The sequence below is a fragment of the Hydrogenophaga luteola genome (assembly GCF_042648585.1).
Taxonomy (GTDB): domain Bacteria; phylum Pseudomonadota; class Gammaproteobacteria; order Burkholderiales; family Burkholderiaceae_C; genus Hydrogenophaga; species Hydrogenophaga luteola.
The window spans coordinates 304,507-329,384 of record NZ_JBHRXX010000005.1 but is presented as its reverse complement, the minus strand read 5'-3'; the positions used below and the strand labels follow the sequence as shown (position 1 = coordinate 329,384).

The following is a 24,878-nucleotide window of genomic DNA, read 5'->3' as shown; positions in this document are numbered from 1 at the left end:
CGTGCCACGCAACCCCCAGCTGAACAAGAACGGCGAGCTGATCCACCTGCTCTCGACCGAAGGCCTTTCGCGCGACATCCTCACGCACATCCTCGACACCGCGTCCAGCTTCGTGAGCGTGAGCGACCGCGAGGTCAAGAAGGTGCCGCTGCTGCGCGGCAAGAGCGTGTTCAACCTGTTCTTTGAGAACAGCACGCGCACCCGCACCACCTTCGACATCGCGGCCACGCGCCTGTCGGCCGACGTGTACACGCTGGACATCGCGCGCAGCTCCACCGCCAAGGGCGAATCGCTGCTGGACACGATTGCCAACCTGTCCGCCATGGCAGCCGACATCTTCGTGGTGCGGCACAGCGAATCGGGTGCGCCCTACCTGATCTCGCAGCACGTGGCGCCGCATGTCCACGTGGTCAACGCCGGGGACGGCCGCCACGCGCACCCCACGCAGGGTCTGCTGGATATGTACACCATCCGGCACTACAAGAAGGACTTCACCAACCTGTCGGTGGCCATCGTCGGCGACGTGCTGCACTCGCGCGTGGCACGTTCCGACATCCACGCCCTGACCACGCTGGGCTGCCCCGACGTGCGCGTGGTCGGCCCGCGCACCCTGGTGCCCAGCGACCTGTCGCAACTGGGCGTGCGCGTCTGCCACACGCTCGAAGAAGGCATCAAGGACTGCGACGTGGTCATCACCCTGCGCCTGCAGAACGAGCGCATGAGCGGCGCGCTGCTGCCGTCGAGCCAGGAGTATTTCAAAAGCTTCGGCCTGACCACCGAGCGCCTGCGCTGGGCCAAGCCCGACGCCATCGTCATGCACCCGGGACCGATCAACCGCGGCGTCGAGATCGAGTCCGCCGTGGTCGACGGGCCGCAGAGCGTGATCCTGCCGCAGGTCACCTTCGGCATCGCCGTGCGCATGGCCGTGCTGGGCATCGTGGCCGGGAACGAGGCATGAGCTCCAGGAAAGAGGCCGCTGCGCGTGCGCTCTGGAGCCCCGCGGTGCGCGGGCTGCGCGCCTATGTGCCCGGCGAACAGCCCCAGGGCACGGGCTGGATCAAGCTCAACACCAACGAGTGCCCGTACCCGCCTTCGCCGCGCGTGCTCGACGCGGTGCGCGAGGCGGCCGACGAACGGCTGCGCCTCTACCCGGACCCCACTGCGCTGGCCTTGCGCCAGACCATTGCCAAGCGCTTCGGACTCACGCCCGAGCAGGTGTTCGTCGGCAATGGTTCCGACGAAGTGCTGGCCCACGCGTTCTGCGCCCTGCTGCGCCACGGCCGGCCGGTGCTGTTCCCGGACGTCAGCTACTCGTTCTACCCGGTGTACTGCGCGCTCTACGGCATCGAGCCGCAGCCGGTGCCGCTGGACGAGTCGTTTCGCGTGCGCGTGGCCGACTACCGGCGCGGCAACGGCGGCATCGTGCTGCCCAACCCCAATGCGCCGACGGGCATCGCGTTGTCCCTGGCCGAACTGACCCAGCTGCTCGAAGGCAACCCGGGCTCGGTGGTGGTGATCGACGAAGCCTACGTGGATTTCGGCGCGGAGAGCGCTGTGGCACTGATCGGGCGTTTCCCACAGCTGCTGGTGGTGCGCACGCTGTCCAAGTCGGCCGCGCTGGCCGGGCTGCGGGTCGGTTTCGCCATGGGGCACGCCTCGCTGATCGAAGCGCTGCATGTGGTCAAAGACAGCTTCAACTCCTACCCGCTGGACCGCCTCGCCTTGGCCGGCGCGCAGGCGGCCATCGAGGACGACGAGCACCTGCAGGCGCTGTCGGCGCGCATCGCCACCAGCCGCCAGTGGCTGGTGCAGCAGCTTGACGGCATGGGTTTTCATTGCCTGCCGTCGAGCGCCAACTTCCTGTTCGTGCGCCACGCCAGCGCGCGCGCGGCCGAACTGTTCAGCGCCCTGCGCGAGCGGCGCATCCTCGTGCGCCACTTCAAACAGCCCCGCATCGACAACCACCTGCGCATCACCATCGGCACCCAGGCCGAGTGCGAAGCCCTGGTCGATGCGCTGCGGCACATCCTGTCCACGTCCTCTTCCGCCGGGGCACCGATCTCCGCACCGATAGGCACACCATGAAGATCCTGATCCAGAACGGCCGCGTCATGGACCCGGCCACCGGCCGCGACGAGCTGGCCGACATCGCGATTGCGGCGGGCCGCATCATCGCCATCGGCAAGGTCGCGCCCGACTTCCACCCCAACCGCAGCATCGACGCCTCGGGGCTGGTGGTCGCCCCGGGCCTGGTCGATTTGTCGGTGCGCCTGCGCGAACCGGGCCAGGAACATGCGGCCATGCTGGAGAGCGAAATGGCTGCGGCCGTGGCTGGCGGCGTCACGTCGCTGGTCTGCCCGCCCGACACCGAACCGGTGCTGGACGAGCCGGGCCTGGTGGACATGCTCAAGTTCCGCGCCGAGAAGCTGCACCAGTCGCGCGTGTTCCCGCTGGGCGCGCTCACGCGCGGCCTCAAGGGCGAGGTGCTGACCGAGATGGCCGAGCTCACCGAGTCTGGCTGCATCGGCTTCGGCCAGGCCGAGGTGCCCATCGTCAACTCGCAGGTGCTGCAGCGCGCGCTGCAGTACGCCGCCACCTTCGGCTACACCGTGTGGCTGCGCCCGCAGGATTTCTGGCTCGGCAAGGGTGTGGCCGCCAGTGGGCCGCTCGCCACCCGCATGGGCCTGGCCGGGGTGCCGGCCGCGGCCGAAACCATTGCGCTGCACACCCTGTTCGAGCTGCTGCGCGGCGTGCACGGCGCGGCCAAGGCGGCGGGCGAGAAGGGCGTGCACGTGCACCTGTGCCGTATCAGCAGCGCCGCGGGCCTGGATCTGGTGCGTCAGGCCAAGGCCGAGGGCCTGCCGGTGAGCTGCGACGTGAGCGTGCACAACCTGCACCTGACCGACGTGGACATCGGCTTCTACGACAGCCGCATGCGCCTGCAGCCGCCGCTGCGCCAACAGCGAGACCGCGAGGCCCTGCGCGCGGGGCTGGCCGACGGCACCATCGACGCCCTGGTGTCCGACCACAACCCGGTGGACGCCGACGCCAAGGTGCTGCCCTTCGCCGAAGCCGAGCCCGGTGCCACTGCGGTAGAGCTGCTGCTGGGCCTGGCCGCCAAATGGGCGCAGCAGGACGGTCTGGGCCTGATGCAGGCGCTGACCGTGCTCACCAGCGGCCCGCAGGCCGTGCTGGGCGGCGCACTGGGCACGCTGCAGCACAGCGTGGGCCAGATCAGCGTCGGTGGTTCGGCCGACCTCTGCCTGTTCGACCCCAACGCCAGCTGGGCGGTGGACCCGGCGGCCCTGCGCAGCCAGGGCAAGCACACGCCGTTCGAAGGCCACGAGATGCCGGTGCGCGTGCGCGCCACCCTGGTGGCCGGCCAGGTCGCCTACGAGACGGCGCGGGCCGCGGCGTGAGCGGCCGGCGACGTTCGGCCCTGGCCGCGGGGTGGCGCATCGTGCGCGCCCTGGGCCATGTGCTGCACGGCCTGTGGATCATCCGCAGCGAGTTCGGCAAGCTCACGCCCGACGCCACCGACCTGCTGGTGCGCGAGTGGACCCGCCAGATGCTGGGCATCCTGGGCGTCACGCTGCAGGTGCGCGGCACGCCGCCGGCGCACGGCCCGCTGCTGGTGGTGGCCAACCACATCTCCTGGCTCGACATCCTGGTCATGAACGCGGCGCGACCATCGCACTTCGTGTCCAAGGCCGACGTCAAGGCCTGGCCCGTGATCGGTGCGCTGGTCACCGGCGTGGGCACGCTCTACATCGAACGCGAGAGCCGGCGCGATGCCATGCGCGTGGTGCACAAGATGGCAGAGCATCTGCGCGGGGGCGACATCCTCGCGGTGTTTCCCGAAGGCACCACCGGTGATGGCCAGACCCTGCTGCCCTTCCACGCCAACCTGATCCAGGCCGCGATCGCGGCCGAAGCGCCGGTGCTGCCGGTGGGGCTGAGCTATGTCGATCCGGTGCACGGGCAGCGCCACGACGCACCGCTGTTCATCGGCGACACCACACTGCTGCAATCGCTGTGGAACACCCTGCGCGCCACCGATGTGGTGGCGGTGGTGCACTACGGCGAGCCGCAGCGCGCCCAGGGCCGCGACCGCCGCACCTGGGCGCAAGACCTTCGCGAAGCAGTGGTGACGCTGCGCGAAGGTTGACGCAGCTCACTTCGCTTTGGCGCGCGCCAGCATCAGCTCGGTGTTGGTCTTGCGGTCGGCGTTGACCCTCTGCACCGCCGGGCGCTCGCCAATGCGCTTGAGGTAGTCGCGCACCGGCAGGTCCGCCAGCACGTCCTTGCCGTAGATGATCTTGCTGGCGCCGCTGACCAGGGGCAGGTGCACCGCGGCGCCCACGTCGGCCAGCGTGAACTCGGCGCCGCCGATGAAGGACGGGAAGCTCGCCAGCTTGGCGAACGCGGCCACGTTCTTTTCCAGCTGCTGGGCCGTCTTCTCCTTGGCTGCGTCGCTGATCTTGCCGCCGAAGAAGGCCTCGGGGTAGAGGTTGCGCGCCACCAGCTCCAGGTGCAGCTCGATGAAGCGCAGCAGCTCGCGCGCCTTGGCGGCCGCAAACGGGTCGGCCGGCAGCAGCGGGTGCTGCGGGTACTTCGCTTCCAGGTACTCGAGGATCACGGTCGACTCGCACAGCGGACCTTCGTCGGTCTTCAGGTAGGGCACCTTGCCCAGCGGGCTGGCGGACAGATCGGTCTGGCCGACCCAGACCAGTTCCTCCTGGAACGGGACGCCTTTTTCGAGCAAGGCGAGCTTGACCTTGTTGTAGTAGTTGCTGGCCGAAAAGCCGCAGAGGGTGAGCATGGGGTGTCTCCTTCGACGTTGTACGAACACCGGCATCGTAGGGGCCGTGGGTCCGGGGACGCGTCACCCACCGGACCGCGCTGTTAACATCGCGCGATGTCTTTCCTGCGCCTGCGTCGCCGTTTTGCCGCCTGGCTGGCCATTGTGGCCATGCTGCTGGGCGCGCTCGCGCCGACCGTCGCGCAGGCCCGGATGGGGAGCGGTGACCGCGCCGACTGGCTGGAAATCTGCACCACGACCGGCATGGTCTGGGTCCAGGCCGACACCGGCGAGCTGGCGCAGAAGATCGATGGCCAGCCCGCTGGCGCCGATGTCAGCCCGCACTGCCCCTGGTGCACCCTGCACGGCGGTGTCAGCGGCCTGCCACCGGTGGAGGCCATCGCCGTGTTGCCGGCTCCGCTGGCCGAACAGCCTCCGGCGTTCTACCGCGCGCCCCTGACCGACACGGTCTGGGTGACCGCCCGTTCCCGGGCGCCTCCCCTGAGCCTCTGAAAAACCGCGCCGTGGCGTGTTCCCGCTGGAATGCGCCTGTGTTGTCCGTTTTCAGGGGGCTCCATGCCTCACGCACCTTCTTCATCGCGTTCCCTTGTGCCCCTGCCGGGGCGTCGCCAGAGCCTGTTGTGGCTCGCGGCCAGTGCCGCCGGGCTGCTGTCGGGCTGTGACCGACTGTCTCCCTTCGGTCAGCCGGCGGCGCCTGCCTTCAAGGGCATCGACATCACTGGGGCCGACTACGCCCATGGCTTCTCGCTGACCGACTTCAACGGGCAGGCGCGAACCCTGGCCGACTTCAAGGGCCGGGTGGTGATGCTGTACTTTGGCTTCGTGCAGTGTCCCGACGTCTGCCCGACGGCGCTGACGCGCGCCGCCACGGTGATGGAGCGGCTGGGCCCCCGGGCCGGCGATCTGCAGGTGATTTTCGTGACCGTGGACCCGGAGCGCGACACGCCCGAGCTGCTGCGCGACTACATGGCCGCCTTTCACCCCAGTTTCCTGGCACTGACCGGCAGCGCGGAGCAGATCGCACAGACCGCGCAGGACTTCCGCGTCTTCTACAAGAAGGTGCCCACCGGCAGCAGCTACACCATGGACCACACGGCGCTGAGCTACCTGATCGACCGCCAGGGCCGCATTCGCGTGGCGCTGCGGCACGAACAGACCGCCGACGACTACACCGCCGACGTGCGCGCGCTGCTCGATGCGCCCGCGTCCTGATTTCATTGTTCAACCCCGAGTTTTCAACCCCAAGGAGTCCCCATGAAACACCTCTTCAGCACCGCCCTCATCGCCGCGTCGGCCAGCGCCTTCGCCCAGTCCTCGGTCGAGATCAAGGACCCCTGGGTCCGCGCCACCGTGGCCCAGCAGAAGGCCACCGGCGCCTTCATGCAGCTGACCGCCAAGGCCGACAGCAAACTGGTCGAAGCCAAGTCGCCGGTGGCCGGCGTGGTCGAGATCCATGAGATGGCCATGGACAACAACGTGATGAAGATGCGCCAGATCCCCGGTCTGGTGCTGCCGGCCGGCAAGGCGGTGGAGCTCAAGCCCGGCGGTTATCACGTGATGCTGCTGGACCTGAAGGCCCAGGTGAAGGAGGGCGATGTGGTGCCGGTCACGCTGGTGTTCGAGGGCAAGGACGGCAAGCGCGAAACCGTCGAGATCAAGGCCCCAGCCAAGCCGCTGGCGGCCATGCCCGCCATGGCCAGCAAGCCCGCGCCGGCCGCCGAGCACAAGCACTGATGTCCTGAGTCGCGCGCCCGATGACCCTCCTGTCCTGGCATCACCTGGCCCGACGACTGTCGGGCTGGCTGCTGGCCGCCCTGCTGCTGGCCACGCTGGCGCCTGCGATCTCGCGCGCGCTGGCGGCCGAGCCGCCGCAGGACGGACAGGACTGGGTCGAGCTCTGCACCGCGCAGGGCATGCAGTGGGTGCTGGCGAGTGAACCGAACGGCGACCCGGCGGCCGGCCCGGACAGCAACGGACGCCCGGGCGCGCTCGATCTTTGCGGCCATTGCACGCTCGCCGCCGAGCGCTTTGCGCCCCTGCTGCCGAGCTGGCCCGTGCTGGCCGCGGTGGTGGCGAGCTGGCCCACCCCTTTCTTTTTCTCCACCGACCTCCGGTCCGCCGAGGCGCCCCGCGCCGCCGCGCGCGGTCCCCCGCTTCGGGGCTGATTCAACGGCGGGCCATGGCCCGCCTTCGTGGGCCCGTGTGCGTCGATGCACCAGGCCGCTTGACGTCTGTCCCTGGAGTCAATATGTCGAACCCCGTTGAACAACCGGTGCACCTGTGCGCCGGTCAAGTCCCCCTTTTCAAGGCCGGTGACACCGGTGCCCTGTGGCGCGTGCTCGAAGGCACGGTGCGCCTGGACCGCGAGAGCGGTCCGTCCCGTCAGCCGGTGCTGATCGCCCTGCCGGGCGACCTGGTGGGCATCGAGTCGCTGTGCGACCAGCCCTACCAGTTCACCGCCATCGCCTTCACCGACTGCAGGTTGGCGCCGGTGCCGGTGACCAACGAGACCGAGCGTAAGGCCCTGCTGCGCGAGGCCTTGTTCCAGCAGCAGATGCGCACCCAGGACATGGCCACGCTGCGCACCGGCAACGTGCTGTCGCGGCTGGCCTGCCTGCTCCAACTGCTCGGCCTGTCCTGGCAAGGCGCGCAGGCGGCGGACGGATCCAGCGCGGACGCGCTGCGCTCGGCCCTGCCAGCCCTGCGCGAGCTGGCCCAGATGGTCGACGCCAAGGCCGAAACCGTCTGCCGCGGTCTGGCCCAGCTGCTGCCGCCGCGCCGCCGCAAGAGCGGCCCGGCCCGCGTCCACCCGCTGTCCCCGGTCGCACCGACCGGCTTCGCGCCCTGGGTGTCGCCGCCCATGGCGACCGGCACCCAGTCATGAACCTTCAGGAGACTCCCATTAAACCCACCACCGCCCCGACCCTGGGCAAGTTCCACATGCTGGCCTGGCGCTGGCATTTCTACGCCGGCCTTTACGTCGTGCCCTTCCTCACCATGCTGGCCATCACCGGCCTGGTGATGGTGTTCTTCACCGGCTTCCAGCACCGCCTGGGCATGAACATCGACCTGCAGCCGCAGGCGAGCACCGCCCCTGTCGGCGCGATGGCGCAGGCGGTACTGGCCCAGCGGCCCGGCGCACAGCTCAGGGAATACGTCGCGCCGAAATCCGACACGCGACCGGCCTGGTTCGTGGTGAAGGCGGAGGGGCGCGACGAGGCAGTGGCCGTCAACCCGTACACCGCCGAGCTGCTGCGCACGGTGGACAAGGAGCACACCGTGTTCGCCTGGGCCGAAAAGATCCACGGCACGCTGCTGATCGGCGACCTGGGCGACCGGCTGATCGAGATTGCGGCCGGCCTGGGCATCGTGCTCATCGTCACCGGCATCTACATGGCCTGGCCGCGTGGCGGGCAAAGCTGGGCCCGGGTGCTGGTGCCAGACCTGTCGGTCAAAGGGCGCAATGCCTGGAAGTTGCTGCACGTGAGCGTGGCCTTCTGGATCGGTCTGGTGCTGGCTTTCTTCCTGCTGACCGGGCTGGCCTGGGCGGGCATCTGGGGCAGCAAATTCGTGCAGCCCTGGGGCAGTTTCCCCGCCGCGAAGTGGGACGACGTGCCGAAGTCGGAAATGACCCATGCCGCTCTCGCCACCCCGGGCCTGAAGGAAGTGCCCTGGGGGCTGGAGCAGACGCCGATGCCGGTTTCGGGCTCGACCGCCGGCAAGCCCGGTGTTCCGGCGGGCCAGCCGGTCAACCTCGACACCGTCGACGCCTACGCGCGTTCCATCGGTTTCAGCGGCCAGTTCCACATCGCCGTGCCGCAGGACGAGACCGGCGTCTACAGCATCAGCGCCGACAGCATGAGCGGCGACCTGAGCAACCCGACTGGCGACCGCTTCGTGCACCTCGATCAGTACACCGGCCGCGTGCTGGCCGAGGCCTCGTTCGCCGACTATTCGCCCATGGCCAAGCTGATGGCGGTCGGCATCGCGCTGCACCAGGGCGACCTGGGGCTGTGGAGCGCCTGGGCCAACGTGGTGTTCTGTCTGGCCGTGGTGTTCCTGTGCGTCAGCGGTATCGTGATGTGGTGGAAGCGCCGGCCCGCGAACGCAGGGCGCCTCGTCGCACCGCGCGCACCCGCCGACGCCGCGCTCTGGAAGACCGGCGCGGTGGTGATGCTGGCGGTGGCGCTGGCGTTTCCGCTCTCGGGCGCGGTGCTGGTGGCGGTGCTGCTGCTGGACAGCCTGCTGATTTCGCGCATCCCGGCGCTCAGGCAGCGCCTGAACTGAGCGGGTCCAGGCCGGTTCAGTCCAGCGCGCCGCCCACGCGCTGCAGATCGCCCCGGCCGCGCCACTGCAGCGCTGTGGCCAGCAGGCTGCGCACGGCGTGCACCTGGGTGTCGAGCGGGAGCGCGAAGGCTTCTGGGCGCTCCGCGACCTGCTCGGGCAGCCAGGGCAGGTGCACGAAACCGGCCTGCACGCTGCGCCGCAGCCGCAGCGCGTGCATCAGGCCAAAGAACAGGTGGTTGCAGACGAAGCTGCCGGCGCTCAGCGACTCGGCCGCGGGCACGCCGTCGGCCTGCAGCGCCGCCACCAGGGCCTTGACCGGCAGCCGGCTGAAATAGGCCGCCGGTGCACCGGGCACCACTGGGCGGTCCATGGGCTGCGCGCCCGCATTGTCCGGGATGCGCGCGTCGTCGCGGTTGACGGCGATGCGCTCCACGGTCACGCCTGGGCGCCCGCCCGCCTGGCCCAGGCTGAGCACCAGGGCCGGTCGCTCGGCCGCCAGCGACTGCTCCAGCATGTCGATGGCCTGGCCGAACACGCAGGGCAGCACCAGGCCGGTCACCGCCCAGCCGCCGATGTGCTGGCCGTGCAGGGATTGCGCCACGAGTGCGCTGGGGTTGAGGTGTTCGCCGCCGAACGGCTCGAAGCCGGTGAGCAGGATGGACGGTGGGGTCCGGGCACCCGCCACCGGAGCCTCAGCGCAGGTGCACGCCCGGCGCCGGCGGCGTGGTCGCCGTGGCGCCACGCTCGAAGGTGACGACGTGGTCGACCTCGGCGCGGATGCCGATCCACTCGCCCACCGCGTGGTTGTGGTGCGAGGGCACGTGCGTCATCAGCGTCTCACCGCTGGACAGGCGCAGCGTGTAGAGGAACTCCGAGCCGCGGAACGCCTTGCGCACGATCTGTGCCTTCACCGGTGCGGCGTCGTCGTGCACGATGTCGTCGGCGCGCAGCAGCACGTCGCACAGCCCGGCCTCGTAGGCCGTGGGCAGCGGGCATTCTTCGACGTCCAGCAGCGCACCCATGGGTGTCTGCACGACCACCTCGCCCGCCACCTGCTGGATCTGCGCCGGCGCGAACACGCCGTGGCCGATGAACTCGGCCACGAAGCGCGTGGCCGGCCGGTGGTAGAGCGCGTAGGCGTCGTCCCACTGGTGCAGGTGACCCTGGTGCATGACGCCGATCAGGTCGCCGATGGCGAAGGCTTCGAGCTGGTCGTGGGTGACGAAGAGGGCGGTGGCGCCAGCGGCTTTCAGAATGCCGCGCACCTCGTGCGCCAGCCGCTCGCGCAGATCGACGTCGAGGTTGGAGAAGGGCTCGTCCAGCAGCAGCAGCCGGGGCCGCGGCGCCAGGGCGCGGGCCAGCGCCACGCGCTGCTGCTGGCCGCCGGAGAGCTCGTGCGGATAGCGCGCCTGCATGCCGTCCAGGCCCACCAGCGCCAGCACCTCGGCCACGCGCTGCTCGCGTTCGGCGCGCGGCAGCTTGGCGATGCCGAAGGCCACGTTGCGGCCGACATCGAGGTGGGGGAACAGCGCGTAGTCCTGGAACACCATGCCGATGCGCCGCCGCTCGGCGGGCACATGCAGCGAACCGTCGCTGACGGTTTCGCGCTCCAGCGTGATGCTGCCGGCGTGGGCCCGCTCAAGGCCGGCCACCGCGCGCAGCAGGGTGGTCTTGCCGCAGCCCGAGGGGCCGATCAGCACGCCGATGTCACCGGCCCGCAGGCCCAGGGACACGCCGTCCACCGCAGGGTGGGACGAGCCGGGGTAGCGGACGCTGAGCTGGCTGACCTGAAGGAACATGGTGGCTCATTGTAGATAACTACAATTCTCATTTGTGTTGTCCCGCATATCCTCCACCGTTGGTCTGTTGCTGCTCGCCCTGGCGCTGACCCTGCCGGTGCTGGCGCTGCTGGCGTCCTGGTCCCAGTTCGACGCAGCGGCGCGCGAGGTGCTCGCGGAAATGTCGCGCACCGTGCTGCCGGACTACACCTTCACTTCGCTGGTGCTGTGCCTGAGCGTGGCGCTCGGTGTCGCGGTGGTGGGCATGGCCACCGCCAGCGCGGTCACCCTGTTCGACTTCCCCGGGCGGCGCGTGTTCGAGTGGGCGCTGTTGCTGCCGCTGGCCATGCCGGCCTATGTGGTGGCCTACGCCTACACCGACTTCCTGCAGTTCAGCGGTCCGCTCCAGGTCTGGATGCGCGAGAGCTTCGGCCTGCGCGGGCGGGTGTTTCCCGAAATCCGCAACACGCCGGGCGCGGTCTGGGTCTTCACTTTCTCGCTCTACCCCTATGTCTATCTGCTGGCGCGCACCGCGCTGACCGAGCGTGCGGCGCAGCTGATGGAGGCGGCCCGCCTGCTGGGCGCGCCGCTGTCGCGCCGCATCCGCGAGGTGGCGCTGCCGCTGGCGCGCCCGGCGGTGGCGGCCGGCGTGGCATTGGCGCTGATGGAAACGCTGGCGGACTACGGTGTGGCCAGCTACTTCGGCATCCAGACCTTCACCGCCGGCATCTACAAGGCCTGGCTGGCCATGGACATGCCGCTGGCGGCGGCGCAGCTGGCCACCATGCTGCTGGCGCTGGTGGCACTGCTGCTGTGGCTGGAGCGCCGGGCCCAGCAGCGCATGCGCTTTGCTTCGCTGCGCGGGCAGCGCGCCGGCAGTGCCGATGCCCAGCCGGTGCGGCTGTCGGCCGGGCGCTCGGTGCTGGCCTGGCTGGCCTGCGCGCTGCCCATCCTGTTCGGCTTCGTGCTGCCGGTGCTGTTCATGCTGCGCCCGCTGATCGGCGGCTGGGAAGAACTGCCCTGGACCTCGTTCGTGCAGTGGGCGGGCAACAGCGTGCGCCTGGCCACCATCAGCGCGGCGGCGGCCACGGCGCTGGCCCTGGTGCTGGCTTTCGCCGTGCGCACCCGGCCCGGTGCGCTCACCCGGGGGGTGGTGCAACTGGCGGGGCTGGGGTATGCCGTGCCCGGCGCGGTGATCGTGGTCGGCCTGCTGCTGCCGGTGGGCTGGGCGCAGAAGGCCTTTCCCGACGGCAGCATCGGTTATTGGGTGACCGCGACCGTGCTGGGCATTGTCTGGGCCTACCTGGTGCGTTTCACCGCGGTGGCGCTGCAGTCGGTGCAGAGTGGCTACGCACGCGTGCCGGCCAGCCTGGACGACTCGGCCCGCATGCTGGGCACCACCGGCGCTGCGCTGGCGCTGCGGGTGCACTGGCCGCTGCTGCGTCGCACGACCGCCGCTGCCGCGCTGCTGGTGTTTGTGGACGTGATGAAGGAGCTGCCGGCCACCCTGGTGCTGCGGCCTTTCAACAGCGACACCCTGGCGGTGGTGGCCTACCAGCTGGCACGCGACGAGCGTCTGGGTGAGGCCGCGCTGCCGGCCCTGACGCTGGTGCTGGTGGGTCTGGTGCCGGTGATCATGCTGTCGCGCACGCTGCGCCAGCGGTGACTGGTACACCTGCTGGACATGGGGCACACCCCCCCTGTGTTGGGTCCTTCCATGCCTGTTCGTCTGCGGGTCATTCGCGGCGCGTAGCCGGACTGTTTCATGTCCGCGCCAGGGGGTAGGCGAAGAGCCACTGCCGCGGGTGGCGGCTGAAAAGCCCACGGTCGCTAGTTGGAATCCGACCGGGTAGCGAGATTTTTGGATGCGCGAGTGGGAGAGGAGTACCCAACACTCATGGCTTGTATCGGTCGATGGCTATCAAGGCCGATTTGCAAAAGCTGTAAATGGAGACGCTCGCCTTCCAAGGCTTGCCGTGTTCCTTGCCCCTGAGATGGCAGCTCGGGTCCAAGTAGCCATAGAAATGGCCCAATGGGGTTCTAAAGAGCTCAACACTCGTTGCATGTACGACCTTGTTGCACGCCTCGCGCAACGTCAGCTCGCTGAAGCACTCGTTTCCCCCCACGTCGCGAACCAGAGTGCCACATGCATTGAGGTTCTCCCCGTCCCACTCGGCTTTTGGTACGAGGTCGCTGAGCATGCGAAGTCCGATTGCAACTGCGGCAATCCGTCGCCTTATGGAGGCGGTTTCAGCCTCGTCCAGGCCAACGGCTTCAATCACTCCGGGAGCTTCTCCGGCGACTTTTCGGGCAGTGGTTTCGCTGGCCATGAACGTTGCCAGCAGGATATGGATGTCTTCCCGCAAGGCTGCCTGGGTAGGGGTGAGGGCGTGTTTCATAGTCGTTCCAGCAGGGGAGATATTGCGGGTCGAACTGAAACGATAGCTGCTTTCCGTTTGGGTTCCTGTGATGCATGCACCAGAGTTGAATGGCATCACCTGTCCAAAAAAGAAAGCCTGGACTGTCCGGACTGAATGAACATCCCTGGACGTATCATTTGCCTCAAAAACACGTGCCCCCAGAAGGCCAATCTATGCCCCCAAAAATGCCACTGTTGGTTGCTGGTCTCACTACCTCAAGGGCTACGCCAGAGAGAAAAACAAAAAAAGCCGGAAGGCTTTGAACCGTTCCGGCTTTCGGTGTGGTACCACCAACAGGAATCGAACCTGTATCTAGCGCTTAGGAGGCGCTCGTTCTATCCATTGAACTATGGCGGCTTGAGAGAGCCCGCATTGTATGTGCGGCGCCCGTGCGCGATCAGTCGTAGCGGTGGGTGAAGATCAGGTCGATCGCGTTCTCGGTGCCGGCGCGGGCGCGCAGGGTCAGTCGGCGCGAGAGGTCGTACAAGATGGAGACCGTGCTCATGGCACCGGCCAGGCTTTGTTCGTAGCTCAGGTAGAGGTCGCTGGACAGGCGCTTGCCCAGCGTGAGGGCCGCCCCGGTGGTGGTGCCGTCGGCGCTGGTGCCCGAGCCCGAGAAGCCGATTTCGTCGATGCCCAGCGTGCGCGCCAGCGCGCCATCCAGCGGCTCGCCGCCGCTTGAGAGCAGGCGCCTCGCGGCCTGCTGCAGCACGAAGGCCTGGGCACCCGCGGCCGAGGCCGGACGGCCGAGCACCAGCCAGGCCAGCTTGTCGCCGTCGGGCAGGTCCGGGTCGGCGAACAGGGCCACGCGCGGGGCCTGGGCATTGCCGCTGAGCTGCACGCCCACGCGCTGGTTGGTGTTCTCCGGCAGCACGCGCACGGCGCGGATGTCCAGCGCCGGGTCGTCGTAGGGGCCGGTGAAGCGCAACACACCGGACTCGATGCGCAGCTTCTGGTCGTAGGCGCGGTAGGTGCCGTTGACGGTGCGCACCTCACCCAGCACGCGCGGCGTCGGCAGTGCGGGCGTGGCGCGCAGGCTGAGCTGCCCCTCCAGCCGCGCCTCCAGGCCCTGGCCGCGCACCTCGAACTGCGGCCCCAGATCGAGCGTGACGGATACATCCGGCTGCACGCGCTGGCCGGTGCCAGCGGGCACGGGCAGGTCGCGCGTGCTGCGCACCACCACGTCGTCGCCCAGGCTGGGCGTGCTCTCGTCGGGCAGGATGAACAGGGCCGAGTCGGCCTTGAGCTGGCCGCGCAGCTGCAGCAGGCGGCCATCCAGGGTGGCACTGGCATCGCCCGAGAGCGTCAGGCGCCGGTCGGGCCGGTTGGAGATGCGCAGGCGCTGCGCCTTGGCCTGCAGCTCGATGTAGGGCTGGCGCAGCAGGCTACCCGGCACGCTGCGCCACTCGGCCTGGCCGCTGGCTTCCAGTGTGCCGCCGGTGGTCGCGCCGCCCGGGCCCTGCAGGCTGAAGCGGTCGACGCGGATGCGCTCGCCGTCGAGGGTGGCGCGCAACTGCCCGTTGGTGAAGGCGATGCCGTCGACGATGGAGCGCAGCGCCAGCTCGTCGGCCTGCAGGTTGCCGCTCCATGCCGGCGATCCGCGCGTGCCGCTCAGGCGGGCGTCCGCGCTGAGCGTGCCCTGCATGCGCCAGCCGGGTGGCGCCAGCAGCGACCACACACCGACCTGCGGCAACCGCACCTGGGCCGACCCGCTGAGCGGCGCGCTGGCGGGCCACCAGCGTTCGAGCGGGTCGGTGCCGTCGCCGGTGCCGCTGCCGAGCATGCTGGCCAGATCGGCGCTGGCCTGGCCCAGGCGTTCGGTGTCCCAGCGCAGCAGCGCCTGCAGCTTGCGGTCCTGCACGCTCAGGCTCAGGCGCGCGTCCCGCACACCGGCCGACAGAGAGCCTTCCGGGCCGCCGTTCCAGCGCAGGTCGCCGCTGCGCCGCTGCAGGCTGGCGGTCAGGGTGAACGGGTCGGTGACGTTCGCTGGCAGGCGCAGGTCCCACTCGCCATCGAGCACCAGGTCGCCACCGAGGCCGTTCGATGCCAGCGGGGATGGCGCCTGCTGCCCGAAAGCCGCGAGCGCCTCCAGCCAGGGCAGCGACAGGCCCTGCAGCCGGCCCCGGGTGTCCAGCGTCTGCGCCTGCCAGACCAGGCGCTGCCAGTCCAGAGTGAGCGGGGTGTCGGGCGCGGCCGTGGTGCCCGGCAGGGGGCTCAGCGCCAGTGATCCGGTGCCCGCGTCCAAGGACAGTCCTGTGGTCGGGTCGCTGGTCCATCCCAGCCGCAGGGGGGTGGTGCTGGCCAGCCGCCACCCGGGTGCCCGGGCCGACGCCGCCTCAGGGCTCAGGCGCAGTTGCAGGCGGGACAGGTCGAGCCGGCCGCTGGCGGTGGTGATGCCCAGCTGGCCGCCAGCGTCCAGGCCCAGCCGCCAGCCGGAGGTGGTGGCGTTGCCAGCTGCGCTGAGCGCCAGGGCGTCCAGCGGGCCGGTGGCGCTCAGCGCCACGTCGTCGATGCGCAGCGGTGCGGCACCGTCGCCGCCCTGCCAGCCGAGGCTGGGCAGGTTCAGCGTGGCCTGCAGCCGGGGTGGAGCCACCGTGGCAGGCGCTGACGCCGATGCGGACACCGTTGCCGGTGCCGGCCAGCCCAGCGCGGCCAGCCCACCGGTCCACTGCACCCTGGCGTTGGCGCCGTTGTCGACGCGCAGCTGGTCCAGCGAGGCCAGCGCGTCGCGCGCCGACGCGCTCCACACCGGCAGGTTGCGCAGACCGCGCACCCAGTCGAGCAGGCGGGGCGTGTTGTCCAGCTGCGCGCGCAGCTCGCCCTGTCCGCTGCCGTGGGCGGCCTGGCCATCCCATTCCAGCCGCGCGCCGGGCAGGTCCAGACCCCAGCGGCCCTGCAGGCTGCGCTGCGCCGGCTCCAGCCGGCCCTGGCCCTGCAGCCGCGCGCCCACCGCGCCCAGCTGCGCCTGCAGGTCGATGGCGCCGGCCGGTGCGGGGGATGGTGCGGTGCGTGCGCTGGCCGTGCCGTCGAGCACGCCGGGCGGCAGCGTGCTCCAGAGCCGCGTGGCCTGCACGCCTTGGACCTGGAGTGCGCCTTGCCAGTCGGTGATGGCCGATGCGCCCTGGCCGCTGCCAAGCGTGAACGAGGCCTGTCCCTGCAGCGTGCCGCCGCCCAGCCGCGCCTGCAGTCCACGAACGGTCCAGCGCTCGCCGCGCTGCAGCACCTCGGCCTGCAATTGCTGCAGCGGCAGGCCGCGCTGGTCGGCGGGCTGCTCGCGCGCGTTGTCCAGCTGCACCCGGGCGCGCCAGCCGTCGCCTTCGGGCTGCGCCTGCAACTGCCCGCTCAGCGCCGTGACCGGCGCGTTCGGCCAGAGCATCGCGAGGTTGAGCGCACGCGCGGTCATGTCGGCGCTGTACAGGGGCTGGTCGGCCCAGGGCAGCACACGGGCGGTGAGCGACAGGTTGGTGGCGTCCGGGCCAGCGGCGCCGTCGGCGGGCCGTGCCTGGGCGCTGATGTCGAGCGCGGCGCCGGCACCGGCCAGCGTGCCGTTCACCCGGGCCTGGGCCTGCAGCGGCAGGGCGGCGCCTTCGGGCACGCGGCCCTGCACCTCGCCCTGCAGCGCCAGTTCGAGGGGCAGCGGCGCCTGTGCGCCCAGGTTGAGTTGTCCGCGGTAGCGCCCGTCGGCCCATTGCAGCGAATCGAGGCGCAGGCGGTGCGCGGCGCTCACACCTGCAACCTCGGGCAGAGCGGGTTCATCCGTGGGCGTGGACAGCGCGGCGTAGCGGTAGTGACCGGCGATGTCCGTGGCACTCAGCGTCTGCCGGCCCGTGAGATCAATACGTTCCAGCGAAAAGCTCAGGCTCAGCGGCAGGGGCAGGCTCAGGTCCGCCAGCGGCTCGCTCGGCGTGGAGGGGCGTTGGTCGTCCACCCGCAGGCTGCGGATGGCCAGCGAAGGAATGTGCAGACCCCGGCCGCGCAGCGCGCCGGTCCAGAGCGCGTCGTCCCACTGCAGCACCACGCCATCCGCCAGCACCGTGAGGCCGTCCTGCGACCAGCGCAGCGTGCCGATGCGCCCGCCGCCGCGCAGGCTGCCGTCGACGTTTTCGGTGTGCAGGCGGCCTGGTGATGCACTTGCCTGCTGGGTCCAGCGTTCGGCCCAGCCCAGGGCCTGGGCGAGCGAACCGGGCGTGCCGGCCCAGAGCCAGAGCGAGACCAGCGCTGCCAGCAGCACGCCCAGTGCGCCGCCCGCCAGCCACAGCCCGGTTCGAAGCGCGCGCATCAGAAGCTGAACCCCACGTTGAGGTGGACGCGCAGGCGCTTGGGCGTCACGCCATAGGCCAGGTCCAGCTGCAGCGGCCCCACCGGGCTGTTGTAGCGCAGCCCGGCGCCCACGCCGATCCTGGGGCTGGTGTGCGAGGGCTGGTTGGTCACGATGCCCGCGTCGGCAAACAGCACGCTTTCCCAGTCGGTGCGCACGCCGCCGCGCCAGATCGGGCGCTGCCACTCAAAGCTCGCCACCGCCATGTAGCGCCCCGGCGCGACGCTGCCATCGGCCTGCGGCACACCGATGTCGCGCAGCCCGTAGCCGCGCACCGTGTTGTCGCCGCCGGTGAGGAACAGCTGCGTGTCGGGGATGCGGGCCGTGGTGTCGGCCAGCAGCGCGCCACCTTGCAGCCGCAGCGCCAACCGCCCGTTGCGGCTGGGTTGCGGGCCGCTGGCGGGCTCGCGCGGTTCTTCTGTACCGAGGCTGGGCAGGCGGTCCAGCGGCCAATACGCCAGCCAGCGCGTCTGCGTGCTCAGAAACGGCTTGCGTTCGCTGCCCAGCGTGGTGCCGGCGCCCAGCGTCAGACCCAGGCCGTAGCCGCTCTGAGGGAACGGCAGTTGGTCGAAGCGGCGCCAGGTCCAGCCGTAGTTGACCGAGACAGCGGCCTCGTTGCCGTCCGACGAGAGGCTGGCCAGCGCGGTGTTCACCGTCCGCGCACGGTCGTACTGCACGAAGTAGCGCCGGTCCATGCGCTGGCTGTTCTGCGCCTTGCCCAGGCTCAGCCGCAGGCTGGAGACGGTGCTGTCGCCGTCGATCTGCCGCGCCAGGCGCCCGCCCGTGAGCCAGTGCCAGCCATCGTCCTCCACGGGCGCGCTCCAGTCCGTGGACAGCAGCTGGTCGTTGCGTTCCAGCTGCAGCTTGCTGCGCGCCTGCCAGCCCAGAAGGGGCATGCGCAGGTGCTGGTGTTCGGCCGAGAGGCGCGGGCCGTTGTTGGTGCTGCCGCCGACGCCGAGCACCACCTTCTTCAGCGGCGCTTCTCGCACCTGAACCACCACGGGCGCCGGGGTGCTGGCTTCGCTGGAAGCGTCCAGGTCCACATAGGCGAACACCGAGCTGTAGTAGCCGGTGTCGGCGATGTGCTGTTGCGCGTCCTGCAGCCGCGACAGGCTGTAGTCGGCGCCCGGTCGCAGACCGGCCAGCCGCACCAGGCGCTCGACCGTGCGCGGGTCGTAACGCTCGGCGCCCTCCACCCGCACCTCGCCGATCTGCACCGGCGCGCCGGAGTCGAGTTCGATGTGCCAGTGCGCGGCGTGGCCGGTGGCGTCGATGTCGCTGAGGCTGTTGGCGATGCGCGCGCGGGGGTATCGCTCGGCGGTAAGCAGGCGCAGGGCGTCGGACTTGGTGCGGTCCCAGGCCGCCTGCGAGAAGGGCAGTCCCACCGCCTGCTGGCTTCGGCGGCGCACGGTCTCGCGCTGGTCCTCTGCTGCGGCGTGGCGGGCAATGTCGCCGCTGAAGTAGACCGCCGAGGACGCCACCTGGGTGGCCGGGCCGGGCTCGATGCGGATCAGCACCTCGCCCAGCGCCGGGCTGCCCGGCTGGCGGGTGACTTCCACATCCGGCGAAAAGAAACCCTGCGTGCCCAGCAGCTGCCGCAGGTTGTCGGGCGCCGCGAGCAGCAGCCGGTCGAGTTCACCGCTGTCCAGGTCCGGCAGGTGGCGGTAGCGCTGCAGCTCGATGTGGCGCGACAGGAAGGCCTGCAGGTCTGGCGGCGCCTGCAGCGTGATCGCAAAACGTTCGGGTGCGGTGCTGCTGGCGCTGGCCTCCGCCGGGTCGCCGGGCTCAGGCTCCGCCGCCTGCAGCGGCAGGCCCAGGAGCAGCAGCGACAACAGACAAAAAAGCCGTGTGGAAGCCACACGGCGCCGGGAGGTGAGGGTCATGCAGGCTTATTTCGAGAGCATTCTCATCGTGTCTTCCAGCCCCTTGAGGGTCAGCGGGAACATGCGCTGGCCCACGAGTTGCTGGACGATGCTGATGCTCTGTCGATACTGCCACACGCCCTGAGGTTCCGGGTTGATCCAGGCAAATTTCGGGAACGCGTGTGTGAGCCGTTGTAACCACTCCGCACCCGCTTCCTCGTTGTTGTATTCCACGCTGCCGCCGGGCTGCAGGATCTCGTAGGGACTCATGGTGGCGTCGCCCACGAAGATCAGTTTGTAGTCCTTGTTGTACTTGCGGATGATGTCCCAGGTCGGGAACTTCTCGGCGTAGCGGCGCTTGTTGTTCTTCCACATGTAGTCGTAGACGCAGTTGTGGAAGTAATAGAACTCGAGGTGCTTGAACTCGGCCTTGACGGCGGAAAACAGCTCCTCGACACGCTGGATGTGTTCGTCCATGGTGCCGCCCACGTCCATCAGTAGCAGCACCTTCACGTTGTTGTGCCGCTCCGGGATCATCTTGATGTCCAGCCAGCCGGCGTTCGCGGCGGTGGCGCGGATGGTGTCGGGCAGGTCCAGCTCCAGGTCGTGACCCTCGCGCGCGAACTTGCGCAGGCGCCGCAGCGCGACCTTGATGTTGCGCGTGCCCAGTTCCTGCGTGTCGTCGTAGTCGCGGTAGGCGCGCTGGTCCCAGACCTTCACCGCCGACTTGTTGCCGCCCTTCCCGCCGATGCGGATGCCCTGCGGGTTGTGGCCACCGTGGCCGAATGGCGAGGTGCCGCCGGTGCCGATCCACTTGCTGCCGCCCTCGTGGCGCTCCTTCTGTTCTTCCAGACGCTTCTTCAGCGTCTCCATCAGCTCGTCCCAGTCCATCTTGGGCGCGTTGGCTTTCTGCTCGTCGGAGAGGATGCGCTCCATCTCCTGGCGCAGCCAGTCGGCGGGTATCGGCTTGGTGAAGTCCGCGATCATCTCCACACCCTTGAAGTAGGCGGCGAAGGCGCGGTCGAACTTGTCGAAGTGCTTCTCGTCCTTGACCAGCGCGGTGCGGGCCAGGAAATAGAAGTCGTCCATCGTGCAGGCGTCCGGGTTGGTCGGCCCGACCACGTCCGCCTTCAGCGCCTCGAGCAGCGTCAGGTACTCCTTGACTGAGACCGGCAGCTTGGCCGAACGAAGGGTGTAGAAGAAGTCGATCAGCATGACGGACCTCCGTCGATGAGCAGGGGGCTCACCGGTTCCTCTGGTTCATGAACACCAGTTTTTCGAACAGCGTGGTGTCCTGCTCGTTCTTGAGCAAGGCGCCCACCAGTGGCGGGATCGACACCTTGTTGTCGGCGCTCTGCAGCGCTTCGAGCGGAATGTCCTCGGCCATCAGCAGCTTGAGCCAGTCGAGCAGCTCGCTGGTGGACGGCTTCTTCTTCAGGCCGGGCAGGTTGCGCACGTCGTAGAAGGTCTTCATCGCTGCGGTCAGCAGCTCGTCTTTGAGCTTGGGGAAGTGCACGTCCACGATCTTCTTCATCGTGTCGGCATCCGGGAACTTGATGTAGTGGAAGAAGCAGCGGCGCAGGAAGGCGTCGGGCAGCTCTTTCTCGTTGTTGGAGGTGATGAACACCAGCGGCCGGTGCTTGGCCTTGATGAGTTCGCGCGTCTCGTAGCAGTAGAACTCCATGCGGTCGAGTTCGCGCAGCAGGTCGTTCGGGAACTCGATGTCGGCCTTGTCGATTTCATCGATCAGCAGGGCGACCGGCCGGTCGGCGGTGAAGGCCTGCCAGAGCACGCCCTGCACGATGTAGTTGCGGATGTCTTTTACGCGCTCGGCGCTGTCGGCGGTGTTGAGCTGGCTGTCGCGCAGGCGATTTACCGCGTCGTACTCGTACAGGCCCTGCTGCGCCTTGGTGGTGCTTTTGATGTGCCACTGCAGCAGCGGCATGCCCAGCGCCTGAGCCACTTCCTCGGCCAGCATGGTCTTGCCGGTGCCCGGCTCGCCTTTGACAAGCAGTGGGCGCTTGAGTGTGATGGCGGCGTTGACGGCCAGCATCAGATCTTGCGTGGCGACGTAGTTTTCAGAGCCTTGGAACTTCATGGCGGGGTGCGAAAAGGGCGGTGGACGGGCCTGTGGGTCAGGGTTATCAATAAGCGGTTATTGATGATCGAGTCTATATAATCGTCTGTTGATTTTTATCAATCGTTCACTTCATTGTGCTTGCAAAATGACCCATCCGCTGCTTACGTTCGCCCGTACCGTTGTCGCCGCTGCGACCCTGATTGCAGCGTCTTCGGCTGCCCAGGCACAGGGCGTGACCGGCTCGGCCGAGGCCGGCCAGAAGAAAGCTGAAATGTGCATCGGCTGCCATGGCATCGCCGGATACCAGAACAGCTTCCCCGAGATCCACAAGGTGCCCAAGATCTCGGGCCAGTCCGACAAATACATCGTCTCCGCGCTGACCGCCTACAAGAAGGGCGACCGCAAGCACCCGTCCATGCGCGGCATCGCCGGTTCGCTGTCTGAACAGGACATGGCCGATCTGGCCGCGTTCTACTCGGCGCAAGCCGGTGCCGCGCCCGCGGAAACCCCCAAGGCTGCGAGCGCTTCGGCCGCCGCTTTGATCCAGAAAGGTGCATGTGCTTCCTGCCACGGCGCCAACTTCGCCAAGCCCATTGATCCGAGCTACCCCAAGATCGCTGGCCAACACTCGGACTACCTCTACGTTGCGCTCAAGTCCTACACGGTCGAAGGCAACAACGTGGTCGGCCGCTCCAACGGCGTGATGGCCGGCATCGCCAAGCAGTTCAAGCCCGCCGAGATGCGCGAAATCGCCAAGTACCTGGGCTCGCTGGACGGCGACCTGCAGACGGTGCCGCAGTCGCGCTTCCGCTGATCGAAAGGCCACCCACGAAAAAGCCGCTCAGTGAGCGGCTTTTTTGTTTCAGTCCTGTGTGGAGCGGCGCCGCACCTGGTCGATGTAGGCTTGGCCGTCGGGTGGGCGGCCCGAGCGCTGGCTTTCCCAGATCATGCGACCCAGGCACTCCATCACCTCGTGGTGCGCGGCGTGCAGATCGCCGCGGCGCGCGGTCAGCAGCTCCACCGCCTGGCGGATGCCGGGGGGCTGGTCGATGCTGCACTGTTCGCTGATCGACAGGTGCATGGAGAGGTGCAGAAAAGGGTTCTCCTGCCCGCCATCGCCGGGGGTGCCCATCTGCGCCAGTGCCGCATCGACGTCTGACAGGGTGGCGTGGTACTCCGGGTGCTCGGCGATCCACTGGCCGGCCAACATCTCGATGGCCTCCATGGCCTCGCCGGACTGTTGCTTGGTGTGCACGGCACAGAAGAAGCGCCGGACATCGGCTTGGGACGGGCTGAACATGGATGCATTATCCTGCATGTTTTTCCAGGAGACACACCATGCCACAGGCATTCATCTGCGACGCGATTCGCACCCCCTTCGGCCGCTACGGTGGCGCCCTGTCGTCCGTGCGCACCGATGACCTTGGCGCCGTTCCGCTCAGAGCGCTGATGGCGCGAAATCCTTCAGTGGACTGGGCTGCCGTCACCGACGTGCTGTTCGGATGCGCCAACCAGGCCGGGGAAGACAACCGCAATGTCGCCCACATGAGCAGCCTGCTGGCCGGCCTGCCGCTGGAAGTACCCGGTGCCACCATCAACCGCCTGTGCGGCTCTGGCTTGGATGCGGTGGGCACGGCCGCTCGCGCCATCAGGGCCGGTGAAGCGGGTCTGATGATTGCAGGCGGTGTCGAGAGCATGAGCCGCGCGCCGTTTGTCATGCCCAAGGCCGAGAGCGCCTTCAGCCGCAGCAACGCTGTCTACGACACCACCATCGGCTGGCGCTTCGTCAACAAGCTGATGAAGGAGAAGTACGGCGTGGACTCCATGCCCGAGACGGCCGAAAACGTAGCGACCGATTTCAAGATCGAGCGCGAGGCACAAGACCGCATGGCCCTGGCCAGCCAGATGCGCGCGGTGGCGGCGATCAAGGCCGGCCACCTGGCGCGCGAGATTTGCCCGGTGAGCATCCCGCAGAAGAAGGGCGACCCGGTGGTGGTCGATACCGACGAACACCCGCGCGAGACCAGCCTGGAAGCGCTGGCCAAACTCAAGGGCGTGGTGCGGCCTGATGGCACGGTGACCGCTGGCAACGCCAGCGGCGTGAACGACGGTGCCTGCGCGCTGCTGCTGGCCAACGAAGCCATCGCCGCGAAGAACGGCCTGACACCCAGGGCCCGCATCGTCGGCATGGCCACGGCCGGCGTGGCTCCGCGCATCATGGGCATCGGCCCGGCGCCAGCGACGCAGAAGTTGCTGGCCCAGACCGGGCTGACGCTGGAGCAGATCGACGTGATCGAACTCAACGAGGCCTTTGCGGCACAGGGCCTGGCCGTGCTGCGCATGCTGGGCCTCAAGGACGACGACGAGCGCGTGAACGCCTGGGGCGGCGCGATAGCGCTGGGTCATCCGCTGGGTGCCAGCGGCGCTCGGCTGGCCACCACGGCGGTCAACCGCCTGCATGCCACCGGAGGCCGCTACGCTCTGTGCACCATGTGCATCGGTGTAGGGCAGGGCATTGCGCTGATCGTTGAGCGCGTGTGAGCGCGCTGCCGCTGATCACCGACCCGTTCTTCTACGCGGTCTCGATCCCGGCGGTGCTGCTGCTGGGCGTGAGCAAGAGCGGCTTCGGCGCGGGCTTCGGTTCGTTGGCCGTGCCCATGATGGCGCTGGCGGTCACGGTGCCGCAGGCCGCCGCGATCCTGATGCCGGTGTTGCTGGTGATGGACCTGCTGGGCATGGCAGCCTTCCGCAAAGACGTGGACCGGGCGCTGCTGAAGTTCCTCCTGCCGTTCGGTCTGGCTGGCATCGCACTGGGCACCTTGCTGTTCCGCGTCCTGGACGCACGGGTGGTCGCGGGCGTGGTGGGACTCGTGACGCTGCTGTTCCTTGCGCAGCGCCTGCTGTTTCCGCCACGCGCCGACAGCCCGCCACCGCCGAAGTGGCTGGGCGCCCTCCTCACGGCCACTTCGGGTTTCACCAGCTTCATTGCGCACGCCGGCGGGCCACCGATCAACGCCTACGTGATTCCGCTGAAGCTCCGGCCGGTGTTGTTCACGGGCACCATGGCCTTCTTCTTTTTCTTCATCAACCTGTCCAAGTGGGTGCCCTATGCCTGGTTGGGCCTGCTGGACTGGCGCAACATGGCCACCTCGCTGGCGCTGCTGCCGTTCGCGCCGGTGGGCGTGTGGGTGGGGGTGCGCATTGCGCATCGCATCAACCAGGTCCTGTTCTACCGGATGGTCTATGCGGGCATGTTCCTGACTGCTGTGAAGCTGCTTTGGGATGCGCGCCCGTTAACATAGCCGGCGTTC

General features: G+C 68.8%; 23 protein-coding genes and 1 tRNA gene. 14 read left to right on the top strand and 10 right to left on the bottom strand.

Features of this window, described 5'->3' with window-relative positions:
* The first annotated feature begins 1 nt into the window (after position 1).
* Genes ACFOPI_RS11690 through ACFOPI_RS11675 form a run of 4 tightly spaced genes read left to right on the top strand, consistent with a single transcriptional unit; the run spans position 2 to position 4,168 of the window.
* Entirely contained in the window at positions 2 to 958 is a 957-nt protein-coding gene (locus tag ACFOPI_RS11690) for an aspartate carbamoyltransferase catalytic subunit (RefSeq protein WP_382174015.1), read from the top strand.
* Complete coding sequence (gene hisC, locus ACFOPI_RS11685; protein ID WP_382174014.1) at positions 955 to 2,085, top strand: histidinol-phosphate transaminase; 1,131 nt, start codon at positions 955 to 957, stop codon at positions 2,083 to 2,085. The genes ACFOPI_RS11690 and hisC overlap by 4 nt, the downstream gene beginning before the upstream one ends.
* On the top strand, positions 2,082 to 3,419 hold the full coding sequence (locus ACFOPI_RS11680) for a dihydroorotase (protein WP_382174012.1): 1,338 nt from the start codon (positions 2,082 to 2,084) through the stop codon (positions 3,417 to 3,419). Before hisC ends, ACFOPI_RS11680 begins: the two co-directional genes overlap by 4 nt.
* Complete coding sequence (locus tag ACFOPI_RS11675) at positions 3,416 to 4,168, top strand: lysophospholipid acyltransferase family protein (protein WP_382174010.1); 753 nt, start codon at positions 3,416 to 3,418, stop codon at positions 4,166 to 4,168. Before ACFOPI_RS11680 ends, ACFOPI_RS11675 begins: the two co-directional genes overlap by 4 nt.
* A 6-nt stretch (positions 4,169 to 4,174) precedes the next feature.
* On the opposite strand, the gene ACFOPI_RS11670 is transcribed toward ACFOPI_RS11675, so the two are convergent.
* Positions 4,175 to 4,822 (bottom strand): glutathione S-transferase family protein, encoded by a 648-nt coding sequence (locus ACFOPI_RS11670; RefSeq protein WP_382174008.1) that lies wholly within the window; start codon positions 4,820 to 4,822, stop codon positions 4,175 to 4,177.
* Positions 4,823 to 4,918: 96 nt separating this feature from the next.
* Between ACFOPI_RS11670 and ACFOPI_RS11665 the strand changes: the two genes are divergently transcribed.
* The 6 genes from ACFOPI_RS11665 to ACFOPI_RS11640 all read left to right on the top strand — a co-directional run bounded on the left by ACFOPI_RS11665 (position 4,919) and on the right by ACFOPI_RS11640 (position 9,109).
* Positions 4,919 to 5,314: a DUF2946 domain-containing protein gene (locus ACFOPI_RS11665; protein WP_382174006.1), complete on the top strand. Its 396-nt coding sequence runs from the start codon at positions 4,919 to 4,921 to the stop codon at positions 5,312 to 5,314.
* 63 nt (positions 5,315 to 5,377) lie between these two features.
* A complete protein-coding gene (locus ACFOPI_RS11660; RefSeq protein ID WP_382174004.1) occupies positions 5,378 to 6,034 on the top strand; it encodes an SCO family protein in 657 nt (218 codons plus the stop codon).
* A 42-nt stretch (positions 6,035 to 6,076) separates the two neighbouring features.
* Positions 6,077 to 6,556 carry a copper chaperone PCu(A)C gene (locus tag ACFOPI_RS11655; protein WP_382174002.1) on the top strand — a complete coding sequence of 160 codons (480 nt, stop codon included), beginning with the start codon at positions 6,077 to 6,079 and terminating at the stop codon, positions 6,554 to 6,556.
* Positions 6,557 to 6,576: 20 nt separating this feature from the next.
* Entirely contained in the window at positions 6,577 to 6,987 is a 411-nt protein-coding gene (locus tag ACFOPI_RS11650) for a DUF2946 family protein (RefSeq protein ID WP_382174000.1), read from the top strand.
* A gap of 83 nt (positions 6,988 to 7,070) precedes the next feature.
* The gene (locus ACFOPI_RS11645; protein WP_382173999.1) at positions 7,071 to 7,706 is read left to right on the top strand and encodes a cyclic nucleotide-binding domain-containing protein; all 636 of its coding nucleotides are present in this window, start codon (positions 7,071 to 7,073) and stop codon (positions 7,704 to 7,706) included.
* Positions 7,703 to 9,109 carry a PepSY-associated TM helix domain-containing protein gene (locus ACFOPI_RS11640; RefSeq protein WP_382173997.1) on the top strand — a complete coding sequence of 469 codons (1,407 nt, stop codon included), beginning with the start codon at positions 7,703 to 7,705 and terminating at the stop codon, positions 9,107 to 9,109. Before ACFOPI_RS11645 ends, ACFOPI_RS11640 begins: the two co-directional genes overlap by 4 nt.
* A 16-nt stretch (positions 9,110 to 9,125) precedes the next feature.
* Here the strand turns inward: ACFOPI_RS11640 and pcp are convergent, their stop codons facing one another.
* Positions 9,126 to 9,794 carry a pyroglutamyl-peptidase I gene (pcp, locus tag ACFOPI_RS11635; protein WP_382173995.1) on the bottom strand — a complete coding sequence of 223 codons (669 nt, stop codon included), beginning with the start codon at positions 9,792 to 9,794 and terminating at the stop codon, positions 9,126 to 9,128.
* Positions 9,795 to 9,801: 7 nt separating this feature from the next.
* Positions 9,802 to 10,908, bottom strand: coding sequence for an ABC transporter ATP-binding protein (locus ACFOPI_RS11630; protein ID WP_382173993.1), 1,107 nt, complete (start codon positions 10,906 to 10,908; stop codon positions 9,802 to 9,804).
* A gap of 34 nt (positions 10,909 to 10,942) precedes the next feature.
* Between ACFOPI_RS11630 and ACFOPI_RS11625 the strand changes: the two genes are divergently transcribed.
* The gene (locus ACFOPI_RS11625; RefSeq protein WP_382173991.1) at positions 10,943 to 12,553 is read left to right on the top strand and encodes an ABC transporter permease; all 1,611 of its coding nucleotides are present in this window, start codon (positions 10,943 to 10,945) and stop codon (positions 12,551 to 12,553) included.
* Positions 12,554 to 12,782: 229 nt separating this feature from the next.
* Here the strand turns inward: ACFOPI_RS11625 and ACFOPI_RS11620 are convergent, their stop codons facing one another.
* From ACFOPI_RS11620 to ACFOPI_RS11595, 6 genes are all read right to left on the bottom strand, one after another.
* Positions 12,783 to 13,382, bottom strand: coding sequence for a hypothetical protein (locus ACFOPI_RS11620; RefSeq protein WP_382173989.1), 600 nt, complete (start codon positions 13,380 to 13,382; stop codon positions 12,783 to 12,785).
* A gap of 207 nt (positions 13,383 to 13,589) precedes the next feature.
* A tRNA-Arg gene (locus ACFOPI_RS11615) sits at positions 13,590 to 13,664 on the bottom strand.
* Between the two features lie 40 nt (positions 13,665 to 13,704).
* Positions 13,705 to 17,586 (bottom strand): translocation/assembly module TamB domain-containing protein, encoded by a 3,882-nt coding sequence (locus tag ACFOPI_RS11610; RefSeq protein WP_382173987.1) that lies wholly within the window; start codon positions 17,584 to 17,586, stop codon positions 13,705 to 13,707.
* Positions 17,586 to 19,508, bottom strand: a complete 1,923-nt coding sequence (locus ACFOPI_RS11605; protein WP_382173984.1) for an autotransporter assembly complex protein TamA — start codon at positions 19,506 to 19,508, stop codon at positions 17,586 to 17,588. The genes ACFOPI_RS11610 and ACFOPI_RS11605 overlap by 1 nt, the downstream gene beginning before the upstream one ends.
* Positions 19,509 to 19,514: 6 nt before the next feature.
* Complete coding sequence (locus ACFOPI_RS11600) at positions 19,515 to 20,702, bottom strand: vWA domain-containing protein (protein WP_382173982.1); 1,188 nt, start codon at positions 20,700 to 20,702, stop codon at positions 19,515 to 19,517.
* Between the two features lie 28 nt (positions 20,703 to 20,730).
* Positions 20,731 to 21,585 (bottom strand): AAA family ATPase, encoded by an 855-nt coding sequence (locus ACFOPI_RS11595; protein WP_382173980.1) that lies wholly within the window; start codon positions 21,583 to 21,585, stop codon positions 20,731 to 20,733.
* A 127-nt stretch (positions 21,586 to 21,712) separates the two neighbouring features.
* Between ACFOPI_RS11595 and ACFOPI_RS11590 the strand changes: the two genes are divergently transcribed.
* The gene (locus ACFOPI_RS11590) at positions 21,713 to 22,381 is read left to right on the top strand and encodes a c-type cytochrome (protein ID WP_382173978.1); all 669 of its coding nucleotides are present in this window, start codon (positions 21,713 to 21,715) and stop codon (positions 22,379 to 22,381) included.
* Positions 22,382 to 22,429: 48 nt separating this feature from the next.
* On the opposite strand, the gene ACFOPI_RS11585 is transcribed toward ACFOPI_RS11590, so the two are convergent.
* A complete protein-coding gene (locus ACFOPI_RS11585; RefSeq protein WP_382173976.1) occupies positions 22,430 to 22,867 on the bottom strand; it encodes a DUF1841 family protein in 438 nt (145 codons plus the stop codon).
* A 38-nt stretch (positions 22,868 to 22,905) separates the two neighbouring features.
* Here ACFOPI_RS11585 and pcaF point away from each other — a divergent pair, with 38 nt between their 5' ends.
* Positions 22,906 to 24,108 (top strand): 3-oxoadipyl-CoA thiolase, encoded by a 1,203-nt coding sequence (gene pcaF, locus ACFOPI_RS11580; RefSeq protein WP_382173974.1) that lies wholly within the window; start codon positions 22,906 to 22,908, stop codon positions 24,106 to 24,108.
* On the top strand, positions 24,105 to 24,869 hold the full coding sequence (locus ACFOPI_RS11575) for a sulfite exporter TauE/SafE family protein (protein WP_382173972.1): 765 nt from the start codon (positions 24,105 to 24,107) through the stop codon (positions 24,867 to 24,869). The genes pcaF and ACFOPI_RS11575 overlap by 4 nt, the downstream gene beginning before the upstream one ends.
* The last annotated feature ends 9 nt before the right edge of the window (positions 24,870 to 24,878 follow it).